The sequence below is a fragment of the Bradyrhizobium sp. 62 genome, from assembly GCF_023073035.1.
Lineage (GTDB): Bacteria > Pseudomonadota > Alphaproteobacteria > Rhizobiales > Xanthobacteraceae > Bradyrhizobium.
In genome coordinates this window covers 954,595-967,589 of record NZ_JADPIT010000015.1, presented here as the reverse complement: position 1 = coordinate 967,589, position 12,995 = coordinate 954,595, and the positions used below count along the sequence as shown (strand labels likewise).

General features: G+C 64.2%; 13 protein-coding genes. 12 read left to right on the top strand and 1 reads right to left on the bottom strand.

Annotation, left to right across the window (positions count from 1 at the left end; genetic code table 11):
- From IVB47_RS15135 to fabZ, 12 genes are all read left to right on the top strand, one after another.
- A partial coding sequence (locus IVB47_RS15135; protein ID WP_247462406.1) for a hypothetical protein occupies window positions 1-319 on the top strand: 319 nt, incomplete at its 5' end.
- A 221-nt stretch (window positions 320-540) separates the two neighbouring features.
- Entirely contained in the window at window positions 541-1,533 is a 993-nt protein-coding gene (locus tag IVB47_RS15130) for a 30S ribosomal protein S2 (protein WP_027518198.1), read from the top strand.
- A 131-nt stretch (window positions 1,534-1,664) separates the two neighbouring features.
- A complete protein-coding gene (gene tsf / locus IVB47_RS15125) occupies window positions 1,665-2,588 on the top strand; it encodes a translation elongation factor Ts (protein ID WP_027567156.1) in 924 nt (307 codons plus the stop codon).
- A 60-nt stretch (window positions 2,589-2,648) separates the two neighbouring features.
- The gene (gene pyrH / locus IVB47_RS15120) at window positions 2,649-3,365 is read left to right on the top strand and encodes a UMP kinase (protein WP_018455040.1); all 717 of its coding nucleotides are present in this window, start codon (window positions 2,649-2,651) and stop codon (window positions 3,363-3,365) included.
- A gap of 67 nt (window positions 3,366-3,432) precedes the next feature.
- Window positions 3,433-3,996, top strand: a complete 564-nt coding sequence (gene frr / locus IVB47_RS15115; protein ID WP_027518196.1) for a ribosome recycling factor — start codon at window positions 3,433-3,435, stop codon at window positions 3,994-3,996.
- Window positions 3,997-4,089: 93 nt separating this feature from the next.
- Entirely contained in the window at window positions 4,090-4,848 is a 759-nt protein-coding gene (locus IVB47_RS15110; protein WP_247289575.1) for an isoprenyl transferase, read from the top strand.
- Window positions 4,845-5,687 (top strand): phosphatidate cytidylyltransferase, encoded by an 843-nt coding sequence (locus IVB47_RS15105; RefSeq protein ID WP_247462404.1) that lies wholly within the window; start codon window positions 4,845-4,847, stop codon window positions 5,685-5,687. Before IVB47_RS15110 ends, IVB47_RS15105 begins: the two co-directional genes overlap by 4 nt.
- Window positions 5,688-5,691: 4 nt before the next feature.
- Window positions 5,692-6,915 (top strand): 1-deoxy-D-xylulose-5-phosphate reductoisomerase, encoded by a 1,224-nt coding sequence (gene dxr / locus IVB47_RS15100; protein ID WP_247462402.1) that lies wholly within the window; start codon window positions 5,692-5,694, stop codon window positions 6,913-6,915.
- Between the two features lie 44 nt (window positions 6,916-6,959).
- Window positions 6,960-8,111 carry an RIP metalloprotease RseP gene (gene rseP, locus IVB47_RS15095; RefSeq protein WP_027567151.1) on the top strand — a complete coding sequence of 384 codons (1,152 nt, stop codon included), beginning with the start codon at window positions 6,960-6,962 and terminating at the stop codon, window positions 8,109-8,111.
- A 187-nt stretch (window positions 8,112-8,298) separates the two neighbouring features.
- Window positions 8,299-10,836 (top strand): outer membrane protein assembly factor BamA, encoded by a 2,538-nt coding sequence (gene bamA / locus IVB47_RS15090; protein ID WP_027567150.1) that lies wholly within the window; start codon window positions 8,299-8,301, stop codon window positions 10,834-10,836.
- Window positions 10,837-10,960: 124 nt separating this feature from the next.
- A complete protein-coding gene (lpxD, locus tag IVB47_RS15085) occupies window positions 10,961-12,028 on the top strand; it encodes a UDP-3-O-(3-hydroxymyristoyl)glucosamine N-acyltransferase (protein ID WP_027567149.1) in 1,068 nt (355 codons plus the stop codon).
- Window positions 12,025-12,486: a 3-hydroxyacyl-ACP dehydratase FabZ gene (gene fabZ, locus IVB47_RS15080; protein ID WP_007603637.1), complete on the top strand. Its 462-nt coding sequence runs from the start codon at window positions 12,025-12,027 to the stop codon at window positions 12,484-12,486. The genes lpxD and fabZ overlap by 4 nt, the downstream gene beginning before the upstream one ends.
- Window positions 12,487-12,492: 6 nt before the next feature.
- On the opposite strand, the gene IVB47_RS15075 is transcribed toward fabZ, so the two are convergent.
- Complete coding sequence (locus IVB47_RS15075) at window positions 12,493-12,837, bottom strand: KTSC domain-containing protein (RefSeq protein WP_247462400.1); 345 nt, start codon at window positions 12,835-12,837, stop codon at window positions 12,493-12,495.
- Between the last annotated feature and the right edge of the window lie 158 nt (window positions 12,838-12,995).

Below are 12,995 nucleotides of genomic sequence, written 5' to 3'. Positions count from 1 at the left end.
CGCTGCTCCCGCCCAAGCTGCCCGGCCGTCGGCACCACCACCGAGGCCTCAGGCAGTGGCCCGGCCGGCGCCTCCGCCTCCGCCGCGTATTGCGCCGCCGCCACCGCCACGGGCAGCTCCGCCCGTGGCGGTCGCTCGGCCGGCGCCGCCGCCAATGGCGCGACCCGCGCCGCCGCCGGTCGCCCGGCCGGCGCCACCTCCGCCGCCCCGGATGGCCGTCGCGCCACCGCCGCCGCCGCGCCCGGCAGCCCCCCCACCGCGTCCTCCGGCTCCGCCGCCGGCGGCAAAGAAGTGCCCGCCGAACCAGCCCAGATGCTAGGCAGGGGCTAGGCCGCAGCGTGGTCTTTACGGAAGGGGGCCTCTCGCGGGCGAAAGCCGCCCCGAAAGGCCCTTATTTCCTTGCTTCTGGTCGAAATCGCGCTATACACCGCGCCATCTCACACGGAAGCATGGCTCACAAGGCCGTCCGGTGGCAGCCGGGGCGACAACGCTCTGTCCTGCTCACACGCTTCCGGAGGAACCAACCGGAGAATTAGAACGATGGCACTACCCGATTTCACTATGCGTCAGCTCCTCGAAGCCGGCGTGCACTTTGGTCACCAGTCTCACCGCTGGAATCCGAAAATGGCGCCGTTCATTTTCGGCGCTCGCAACAACATCCACATCGTCGACCTCGCGCAGACCGTGCCGTTGCTGCACAACGCCTTGCAGGCGGTCAGCGACACCGTCGCGAAGGGCGGCCGCATCCTGTTCGTCGGCACCAAGCGCCAGGCACAGGACGGCGTTGCCGACGCGGCCAAGCGCTGCGCTCAGTACTTCGTCAATTCGCGCTGGCTCGGCGGCACGCTGACCAACTGGAAGACGATTTCGGGCTCGATCAAGCGCCTGCGTCATCTCGACGACGTGCTCGCCGGCGGCGATGCCTCCTCCTACACCAAGAAAGAGCGCCTGACGCTTCAGCGCGAGCGCGACAAGCTCGACCGCTCGCTCGGCGGCATCAAGGACATGGGCGGTCTGCCCGACCTGATCTTCGTGATCGACACCAACAAGGAAGACATCGCGATCCAGGAAGCCCAGCGGCTCAACATCCCGGTGGCCGCGATCGTCGACACCAATTCGGATCCGAAGGGCATCACCTATGTGGTGCCGGGAAATGACGACGCCGGCCGCGCGATCGCGCTTTATTGCGATCTGATCGCGCGTGCAGCGATTGACGGCATTTCGCGCGCCCAGGGCGATTCCGGCATCGACGTCGGCGCTTCGGTTCGGCCGGTCGCAGAAGAGCTGCCGACCGCCACGAGCGGCTTCCAGGGCCTCGCCGGTCCGCGCGGCACCTCCGACGACCTCAAGAAGCTCCCTGGCGTGTCGGGCGCGATCGAGAAGAAGTTCAACGACCTCGGCATCTTCCACTTCTGGCAGCTGGCCGAGCTCGATCACGACACCGCGCACAAGATCGGCGAAGAAGTCGGCCTGCCGAGCCGCGCGGACGCCTGGGTGGCCAAGGCCAAGGCGCTGACCGCGGAAGCGGAATAGTCAAAAAGAGCGATGGGTTGGCCGGACAAGCTCCGGCCACCATTTCAGTTGACGCGAATTCCTGAGATGGACCGCGGCGAGGCGATCTGGCCACGCCGCGGCAAACCGGCAGGCAAAAAGGATTTTGAACGATGGCAACGATCACAGCTGCGATGGTCAAGGACCTGCGCGAGTCGACCGGCGCAGGCATGATGGACTGCAAGGCCGCGCTGACCGAAAACGAAGGCAACATGGAAGCGGCGCAGGATTGGCTGCGCAAGAAGGGCCTGTCGAAGGCCGCCAAGAAGTCGGGCCGCGTCGCCGCCGAGGGTCTGATCGGTGCGCTCGTCAAGGGCAACAAGGGCGTCGTGGTCGAGGTCAATTCCGAGACCGATTTCGTCGCGCGCAACGGCCAGTTTCAGGGCCTCGTCAAGATGATCGCCCAGGTCGCATTCAACGTCGGCGCCGACGTCGAGAAGATCAAGGCCGCCAAGGTCGGCGACGTCACGATCGAAACTGCGATCAACGACGCGATCGCCACCATCGGCGAGAACATGACGCTGCGCCGCGCAGCTTCGCTCGAAGTCAGCCAGGGCGTGGTGTCGAGCTACGTCCACGGCGCCGTCGTCGAGGGCGCCGGCAAGATGGGCGTGATCGTGGCGCTGGAATCGCCGGGAAAGGCGGACGAGCTCGCAACGCTTGGCCGCCAGATCGCGATGCATGTCGCGGCCGCCAACCCGCTGGCGCTCGATCCGTCCGGTCTCGATCCGGCGGTCGTCAAGCGCGAGAAGGACGTGCTCGCCGACAAATATCGCCAGCAGGGCAAGCCCGAGAACGTGATCGAGAAGATCGTCGAGTCCGGCCTGAAGACCTATTACAAGGAAGTCTGCCTGCTCGAGCAGGCCTTCATCCACGATACCGGCAAGTCGGTGGCGCAGGCGGTGAAGGAAGCCGAAGGCAAGGTCGGCGGCGCGGTGAAGATTGCGGGCTTTGTGCGCTATGCTCTCGGTGAGGGAATCGAGAAGCAGGAAAGCGACTTCGCGGCCGAGGTCGCGGCCGCCAGCGGCAAGAAGTAAGCGCCGGAACGTTCCTTCCGGCGTGCCGCCGGAAGCGGCGCCCCGACAAGGAAAGTGCTCATGACTGATCCGGTCTATCGTCGCGTCGTGATCAAGCTGTCCGGCGAATATCTCGCGGGACCGCAGGGTTTTGGCATTGATCAGCCGACCATCGACCGGGTCGCCGACGATCTGATCGCGGCCCGCCATCTCGGCACCGAAGTCGCCGTCGTGATCGGCGGCGGCAATCTCTTTCGTGGCGTCGAAGTCTCCTCGCGTGGCGTGTCGCGCCCGACCGGCGACACCATGGGCATGCTCGCCACGATGATGAACTGCCTCGCGCTCGAAGCCACGATCGAGCGCAAGGGTACGCCTGCGCGCACGCTGTCGGCCTTCGTCATGCCCGAGATTTCCGAGCTGTTCACCCGCACCGCGGCACACAAATACCTCGCCGAGGGTCGGATCGTGCTGCTCGGCGGCGGAACCGGTAATCCGTTCTTCACCACCGACACGACCGCGGTGCTGCGCGCAGCCGAGATCGGCGCCCAGGCGGTGCTGAAGGCGACCAATGTCGACGGTGTCTACTCGGCCGACCCGAAGAAAGATCCGACGGCGACGCGATTCGACCGTCTGACCCATTCGCAGGCGATCGAGGGCGGCTACAAGGTGATGGATGCGACCGCCTTCGCGCTTGCCCGCGAGACGTCGCTGCCTATCATTGTGTTCTCGATCGCGGAGCCAGGTTCGATCGGCGCTGTACTGCGTGGCGGCGGCCACGGAACCATTGTCGCCGGCTGACGGCTTGTCGTTGCGCCCTCGAGGGAAGGGTGCGGAGAGGTCGCCGGGATTTTGAAGGAGAAACGTGATGGCCACGGATAATTTCGATCTCAACGAAGTCAAACGCCGCATGCAGGGCGCGATCCAGTCGCTCAAGCACGAACTTGGCGGCCTGCGTACCGGTCGCGCCTCAGCCTCGATGCTCGATCCGGTGCAGGTCGACGCCTATGGCAGCCACATGCCGCTGAACCAGCTCGCCACCGTCAGCGTGCCGGAGCCGCGCCTGATCTCGGTGCAGGTCTGGGACAAGTCGATGGTCAAGGCGGTGGAGAAGGCGATCGTCGATTCCAATCTCGGCCTGTCGCCGGCGACCGAAGGCCAGGTGCTGCGCCTGCGTATCCCGGAGCTCAACGAGGAGCGTCGCAAGGAGCTCGTCAAGGTCGCGCACAAATACGCGGAAGCCGCCAAGGTCGCCGCGCGCCACGTCCGCCGCGACGGTCTCGACGTCCTCAAGAAGCTCGAGAAGAATCACGAGATGTCCGAGGATGATCAGAAGCGCCACGCCGACGACGTGCAGAAGGCGACCGACGGCACGATCTCCGAGATCGATCAGTTGCTGGCCGCCAAGGAAAAAGAAATCCTCACCGTTTAAAGCGCGCTGGATCGCGCTTTAGGTTATTGTTCGCGCATGATCTTTTCGGAAGGCCGCTTCGCACTCTTCCGGATCATGCTTTAAGGCAGCCTCATGTCCAACGCCGCCGCGCCCGCAACGGAAGGACCCGATCGGTCCGATGTGCCTGCGCATGTCGCCATCATCATGGATGGCAACGGACGTTGGGCGGCCGCGCGCGGCTTGCCACGGGCGGAAGGCCATCGCCGCGGCGTCGAGGCCCTGCGCCGCGTCGTTCGCGCGTCGCATGAACTTGGCATCCGCTATCTCACCATCTTCTCCTTCAGCTCGGAAAACTGGTCGCGTCCGGCGAGCGAGATCGGCGATCTGTTCGGCCTCTTGCGCCGCTTCATCCGCAACGATCTGGCGAGCCTGCATCGCGACGGCGTCAAGGTACGCATCATCGGCGAGCGGGACGGGCTGGAGGGCGACATCTGCGCGCTCCTCAACGAGGCGGAGGAACTGACGCGCGACAACACGCGGCTCACGCTCGTCGTCGCCTTCAATTACGGCTCCCGGCAGGAGATCGCGAAGGCGGCGCAGAAGCTCGCGCGCGAAGTCGCCGAGGGCAGGCGCGATCCTGATACGATCGATGCCGAGACACTGGGGGCGCATCTCGACGCGCCCGACATTCCCGATCCCGATCTCATCATCCGCACCAGTGGCGAGCAGCGCCTGTCCAACTTCCTGATGTGGCAGGCCGCCTATAGCGAGCTTGTCTTCGTGCCGATCCACTGGCCCGATTTCGACAAGGCGGCGCTGGAAGGCGCAATCGCCGAATTTGCCAGGCGCGAGCGCCGTTTCGGCGGCCTGGTCGCGAAAACCGCCTCGTGAGCGACCCCGACTCCGCACCGGCCGGCTCTCAGCCTGCCCCGAGCAATCTCGTGATGCGAATCCTCGCAGCGCTCGTGCTGGCGCCGCTCGCCATTGCGCTCGCTTATGCCGGCGGCTGGCTGTGGGCGCTGCTCGTCACCCTGGTGTCGATCGGACTGTTCGCGGAATGGCTGACGGTGGTGGGCGCAGGCTCGACCGCGCTGACCGGGGCGGGGACGATCGTCATCGCCACGATGGGCTTGTGCGTTGCCTTCGGCGCGCTCAAGACTGCCATCATCACCGGCCTGATTGGCGGCGCGATCGTGACGGTGATCGCGCGGGGCAAGTTTGTCTGGGCGGCCTCCGGCTTCGCCTATGCGTCGGCGGCGCTACTCGCCTCGATCCTGCTGCGGAAGGATCTCGTGAACGGCTTCGCCGCGCTGATGTTCGTGCTGCTCGTGGTGTGGGCGACCGATATCGGCGGCTATTTCGCCGGCCGCGGCATCGGCGGACCGAAGCTGTGGCCGCGCGTCAGCCCGAAGAAGACCTGGGCAGGGGCGCTCGGCGGCTTTTCCGCGAGCCTTTTGGTCGCGGCCGGCTTTGCCGCTTGCGGGATCGGAAAGATGGCTCCATTGCTGCTCGTCGCCGCGGTCCTCTCGGTCGTGTCGGCCTGCGGCGATCTGTTCGAATCCGCGGTCAAGCGGCGCTTCGATGTCAAGGATTCCAGTCACTTAATTCCCGGCCACGGCGGGCTATTGGACCGTCTGGACGGTTTTGTCGCTGCCATCCTGGTGGCATGGATTATCGGCTTCCTCCGCCATGGTGTGCATAGCGCCGGAAGCGGTCTTATGGTTTGGTGAAGATATGAGCGCGGTTCCATTGCGTAACAACAAGGCTGCGGCATCGACCGTCCGCAGCGTCACGGTTCTCGGCGCCACCGGCTCGATCGGCGACAGCACGATGGATCTGTTGCGCGCCTCTCCCGAGCGTTACCGTGTCGAGGCGCTGACGGCGAACAGCAATGTCGAGGCGCTGGCAAAGCTCGCGAAGGAGTTTTCCGCGCGCTTCGTCGCGATCGCCGACACCTCAAAATTTGCCGAGCTCAAGGCTGCGCTCGCGGGCACCGGCACCGAATGCGGCGCCGGCGAAAGCGCGGTGATCGAGGCCGGCGCGCGTCCGGCCGATTGGGTGATGGCCGCCGTGAGTGGCGCGGCCGGGCTGAAGCCGGCACTGGCGGCGGTCGATCGCGGCGCGCATGTCGCGCTCGCCAACAAGGAATGTCTCGTCTGCGCCGGCGATTTCTTCATGCAGCGCGCGGCGAAAGCGGGCGCCTGTATCCTGCCCGCGGATTCCGAGCATAACGCGCTGTTCCAGGCGCTCGCCTCGGGCAATCGTGACGAGCTCGTCCGTGTCATCATCACGGCCTCCGGCGGTCCGTTCCGGACCTGGAAGCTTGCCGACATCGAGCAGGCCACACTCGCGCAAGCCCTGAAGCATCCGAACTGGAGCATGGGCCAGAAAATCACGATCGATTCCGCCTCGATGATGAACAAGGGGCTCGAGGTGATCGAGGCCTCCTATCTGTTCGCGCTCTCGCCGGACGAGATCGACGTCCTCGTTCATCCGCAGTCGATCATCCACGGCATGGTCGAGTTCTCCGACCGCTCGGTCGTGGCCCAGCTCGGCTCACCCGACATGCGCACGCCGATCGCGCATTGCCTCGGCTGGCCCGACCGCATCAAGGGTCCGGCCGCCAAGCTCGATCTGGCCAAGATCGGCCAATTGACCTTCGAGGCGCCGGATTTCGAGCGCTTCCCCGGGCTGCGCCTGGCCTTCGATTCGCTCCGGACCGGGAAGGGGGCGACCACGGTCTACAACGCCGCCAACGAGGTCGCGGTCGCCGCCTTCATCGCGGGCAAGATCCGGTTCGGCGCGATTGCCCGGCTGGTGGAGGCGACGCTGGACGACTGGATTCGTGGCGGGAACCAGGCCCCGCTGACATCAGCGGACGATGCAATTGCTGTTGACCATGTTGCGCGAAATAGGGCTGCCGCCCTATTGCCTCAAATTGCCTTAAACGCATCCTAGATGGTTCGGGGCCAGGGCCTTGCGGCGCTGGATGAGGGAATTCGATGATCGACTTTTTCGTCCATAGTTTCAATACGTTGAGCCATGGGCTCCTCGGCTACGCGGTTCCCTTCCTGTTCGTCCTGACCATCGTCGTGTTCTTCCATGAGCTTGGCCATTTCCTGGTCGCGCGCTGGGCGGGCGTTCGCGTGTTAACTTTTTCGCTCGGTTTCGGACCTGAGCTGGTCGGCTTCAACGACCGCCATGGCACCCGCTGGAAGATCTCGGCGATCCCGCTCGGCGGCTACGTCAAGTTCTTCGGCGACGAGAGCGAGGCTTCGACCCCGTCATCCGAGAAGCTTGCGGCCATGACGGCCGAGGAGCGCGCCGGCAGCTTCCATCACAAGAAGGTCGGCCCGCGCGCCGCCATCGTTGCCGCCGGACCAATCGCCAATTTCATTCTGGGCGCGCTGATCTTCGCCGGCATGGCGCTGTATTACGGCAAGCCGAGCACGATCGCGCGCGTCGACGGTGTCGTCGCCGACGGTGCTGCGGCGGCAGCCGGCTTCAAGATCGGCGATGTCGTCGTCCAGATCGACGGCAAGCCGATTGAAAGCTTTGCCGACATGCAGCGCATGGTTGCAATGAATGCTGGTTCGCCGCTTGCCTTCCAGGTCAAACGCGACGGTGCCATCGTGTCGCTGACCGCGACGCCGGCGCTGCTCGAGCGCAAGGATCCCTTCGGCAACAGCCACCGTCTCGGCGTGCTCGGCGTCGAACACAAGTCCCAGGCCGGTGAAGCCTCGACGTCGCCCGTCGGCGTCGGCGAAGCGCTCAAGATCGGCGTGGAGCAGGTCTGGTTCATCATCACCAGCACCTTCAAGTTCCTGGGCTCGTTGTTCGTCGGGAACGGCAATCCGAACGAGGTCAGCGGCGTGCTCGGCATTGCCAAGATGTCGGGGCAGGCGGCCAGCGCCGGGTTCCAGTTCGTGATCAACCTCTGCGCGGTGCTATCGGTGTCGATCGGCCTGCTGAATCTGTTCCCGATCCCGCTGCTCGATGGCGGTCACCTTATGTTCTATGCGGCGGAGGTTGCCCGTGGTCGGCCCCTGTCCGAGCGGACTCAGGAGATGGGGTTTCGAATCGGGCTGGGCTTGGTGCTGATGTTGATGGTGTTTGCGACCTATAACGACATCCTGCGGATGGCCGCATCCTGATAGGGGCTTTTTTGTGGCGTTGCCCGGGCGTTGCTCTTGGGCAACGTCTTGGAATGAAAATGAAATTACGGCGCGCTCGACCGTTTGCGGCGTCGGTGAAATTGTCTACAAGCGGCTTGAACTTGGGGAATCTCCAGACCGGCGTTGGGGTTGGGTCTGGTACGGAATGATAAGGGCGCGTTGCGCAATGAAGTTTGGACTGCGACTCCGGGGGGGCTTGCTCGCAACCCTGATCATGTTCGGCGCGCCGGTGCTTGCCCCGGTTGGGGCTGCCTTTGTGTCTTCGTCTGCGCTTGCTCAGACCGTGCAGTCGATTTCCGTTGAAGGAAATCGCCGGGTCGAGGTGGAGACGATCCGCTCCTACTTCAAGCCGGGTCCCGGCGGTCGCCTGGATCAGGGTGCCATCGACGACGGCCTCAAGGCGCTGATCGAGACCGGCCTGTTCCAGGACGTGAGGATCAACCGCGGTGCCGGTGGCCAGATCGTCGTCTCCGTGGTGGAAAACCCGGTGATCGGCCGCATTGCCTTCGAGGGCAACAAGAAGATCAAGGACGAGCAGCTCACCGGTGAAGTCCAGTCCAAGGCGCGCGGCACCTTCTCCCGCGCCATGGTGCAGTCCGACACGCTGCGAATCGCCGAAATCTATCGCCGTTCCGGCCGCTACGACGTCCGCGTCACGCCTGAAGTCATCGAGCAGCCGAACAACCGCGTCGATCTCATCTTCACGGTCGAGGAGGGCGCCAAGACCGGCGTCAAGTCGATCGAGTTCGTCGGCAACAACGCGTACTCGTCCTACCGCCTGCGCGACGTCATCAAGACGCACGAATCGAACCTGCTGAGCTTCCTCGCCAGCAGCGACATCTACGATCCCGATCGGGTCGAGGCCGACCGCGACCTGATCCGCCGCTTCTATCTCAAGAACGGTTTCGCCGACGTCCAGGTCGTGGCCGCGCTCACCGAATACGATCCGGAGAAGAAGGGCTTCAACGTTACCTTCAAGATCGAGGAAGGCTCGCAATACCGGGTCGGCTCGATCGACTTCCGCTCCAGCATTCCGAACTTCGATCCCACCCCGATGCGCAACTATTCGCGCGTCAATGTCGGTTCGCTCTACAACGTCGAATCGGTCGAGAAATCGGTCGAGGAGATGCAGATCGAAGCCTCGCGGCGCGGTTATGCCTTCGCCGTGGTCCGTCCCGGCGGCGACCGCAACTTCGAGGCGCACACCGTGTCGGTCGTGTTCAACATCGACGAGGGTCCACGCACCTATATCGAACGCATCAACCTGCGCGGCAACACCCGCACGCGCGACTACGTGATCCGTCGCGAGTTCGACGTCTCCGAGGGCGATGCCTACAACCGCGCGCTGGTCGACCGTGCCGAGCGCCGCTTGAAGAACCTCGACTATTTCAAGAGCGTGAAGATCACGACGGAGCCCGGTTCGTCGAGCGACCGCGTGATCCTGCTCGTGGACATGGAAGAGAAATCGACCGGCGACTTCTCGGTCTCGGGTGGTTATTCCACCACCGACGGCGCGCTGGCCGAAGTCTCGGTCTCCGAACGCAATTTGCTCGGCCGCGGCCTGTTCGCCAAGGCGGCGGTGACTTACGGCCAGTATGCCCGCGGTTATTCGCTGTCGTTCGTCGAACCCTATCTGCTCGACTACCGGGTCGCGTTGGGTCTCGACCTCTATCAGCGCGAGCAGAGGTCCAACAGCTACATCTCCTACGGCACCAAGACGCTCGGCTTCTCGCCGCGCCTCGGCTTCTCCCTGCGTGAAGATCTGTCGCTGCAGGTGCGCTACTCGATCTACAGGCAGGAAATCACGCTGCCGTCCTACCTGGCGAACTGTAATAACGTAGTTGGGTCGGCGGCATTCAATCCAAGCCCGGCTTTCTCGGCGGCGAGCGGCATTCCTCTGGATGCCTCGACCAACGGCCTCGGCTGCTACAGCGACGGCGAGGCTTCGCTGCCGGTCCGCAAGGAGCTTGCCAACGGCAAGACGCTGACCTCGGCGCTCGGCTACACGCTGACCTACAACACGCTCGACAACAACAAGAACCCCACCGACGGTCTCCTGGTCGATTTCCGGCAGGACTTCGCCGGTGTCGGCGGCGACGTCTCCTACCTGAAGACTGTGGTGGACGCGAAGTACTACACTCCGCTGGTGTCCGATATCGTCGGCCTCGCTCGCATCCAGGGCGGCATGCTGAACAAGATCGGCAACCAGGATCTGCGCATGCTGGATCATTTCCAGATGGGTCCGAATCTGGTCCGCGGCTTTGCTCCGAACGGCATCGGCCCACGCGATTTGAACCCCTTTGGTACGCAGGACGCGCTTGGCGGCACCAAGTATTGGGGCGCTTCGCTCGAATTGCAGATGCCGTTCTGGTTCTTGCCGAAGGAAGTGGGTCTGAAGGGCGCCGTCTACGCCGACGCCGGCGGTCTGTTCGACTATCAGGGTCCGACGACGTGGTCTGTGACCAACGAACTGACCACGACCAAGAATTCGAGCTGCACGCCGTCGACCGTCAATCCAGCCTCGGCTGGAACCTGCACCGGCTTGGTGTATGACAACGGCAATGCGGTCCGGTCGTCGGTCGGTGTCGGCTTGATCTGGGCCTCGCCGTTCGGTCCGCTGCGCTTCGACTACGCCGTGCCGCTGACCAAGGGCAAGAACGACCGTACGCAGGAGTTCCGGTTCGGCGGCGGCACCTCGTTCTAATTCGAACAGCACGGCACGATCCGGACTACGGAGCCGGTTTCCGAAAGGGATCGTGCCAATCCAGGAGATCAGGCATGATGCGGCTTGGCCGCTTCATGCCGAAGCCGGACCGCGACGGGGTGGAATGGCGCAGCCGACCTTCTTCATACAGCCGCCCGCCTCAGCGCTGGCTGACATAGCCACGCTGACCAAGGCGGAGCTGGTCGATCCCGCAAGGGGCGGCCAAATCATCAGGGGTCTTGCTTCGCTCGACGAAGCCGGCCCGATGCACCTGACGTTCTTCGACAATCTCAAATATGCCGATGAGCTCAAGGCGACCAAGGCCGGTGCTTGCCTGGTGAGCCCACGCTTCGAGGCCCGGGTGCCCGCGCATGTAGCCGTGCTGCGGGCGCCACAGCCGTTCCGCGCGTTCGTCAGGATCGCGCGGGAGTGGCATGGCGACGCGCTCCGGCCGCAATCCTGGACCGGCAACGACGGTATCGCGCCGTCGGCCATCATCGATCCCACGGCGAGGCTTGAGGACGGCGTGATCGTCGATCCCCTGGCCGTGATCGGCCCTGACGTGGAGATCGGCAGCGGCACGGTGGTCGGCGTGGGGGCCGTGATCGGCCCGGGCGTCAAGATCGGCCGGGACTGCAATGTCGGGGCACGCACCGCCATCCAGTGCGCGCTGATCGGCAACGACGTGCTGATCCACCCAGGCTGCTCGATCGGCCAGGACGGCTACGGCTTCATCTTCTTCGGCCCCGAGGGCCACCTGAAGGTGCCTCAGACCGGCCGCGTGCTGATCCAGAACAACGTGGAGGTCGGCGCCGGCACCACCATTGATCGCGGGTCCTTGCGCGACACCGTGATCGGGGAGGGGACCAAAATCGACAATCAGGTCCAGATCGGCCACAATGTGACCATTGGCCGGCACTGCCTGCTGGCAGCCCAGATCGGTCTTGCCGGCAGCCTCACCCTCGGCGACAACGTGGCGCTGGGAGCCAAGGTGGGCATCAATAATCACGTCAAGATCGGGGATGGAGCTCAGGTGACTGCCATGAGCGGCGTCAAGGACGACGTCCCTCCCAATGGACGCTGGGGTGGTTTTTTTGCCAAGCCGACCAGGCAGTGGTTCAAGGAAATATTGGCGGTCGAGCGCTTGGCGCGCGACAGCAAGGCCGATCCGAAGCAGGAGGAACGGGAGTGACGGACGAAGCACCGGTCAGGTTCGAGCTTGTGGACATCAACATGATCCTGCAAACGCTCCCGCACCGTTTTCCGATGCTGCTGATCGATCGCGTGATCAACATCCGCACCGATTACAGCGGCATCGGCATCAAGAACGTCACCTTCAACGAGCCGCCGTTCCAGGGCCACTTTCCCGATCGCCCGGTCTATCCGGGCGTCATGATGATCGAAGCGATGGCGCAGACTGCCGGTGTGATCGGCATCAAGTCGGTCGAGGGCACCGATAAGCCGCGCGCGGTGTATTTCCTGACCATCGACAAGTGCAAGTTCCGCAAGCCGGTGCTGCCCGGCGATACCATCGAATACCACATGCGCTCGATCGGCCGCCGCAAAGCCATGTGGTGGTTTCACGGCGACGCCAAGGTCAATGGCCAGGTGGTTGCGGAGGCCGATGTCGGCGCCATGCTGACCGACTGAGCGAGATCAACTTCTCTGGATGCGCTCGCGTGCAGGACACGCGTAGCGGCTGCCGCTGACCTCGCGCTTGATGTTCTGGTTGAAGAACTGGCCCATGGACGGTGCGCCCAGCAGGCGCTCGACCGTCTCAACCGGCACGCCGCAGTAGCGGTCGTAAGCGCCGTCCATAGCCACGATGAGAGCCTGCTGCGCACGGTCGTAACAGACCCGCTGGAGCACCGTGCTGCGGGTGATGTCGCGGCATTCGAATGTCTTGAGATCGACGAGGCGGTGTTCGCCGGTCTCGATCGTCTCGGATACGATCGGCGCGGCAGCGAGCTGCGCGAGGAGAAGTGCCAAGGCCCTGACCACGATACCTGAAGCTCCGCGTGAACTTGTTGATGCACCGGGAAGGCTGCCTCATCCGGCACTTGAAACAGGGAGAGATCATACGTCACTGGACAGATCGGGCATAGTCGCGCTAACCAGCGGAAAACCGAGCGACTTCAACACCTAATCAGACCTTCTTG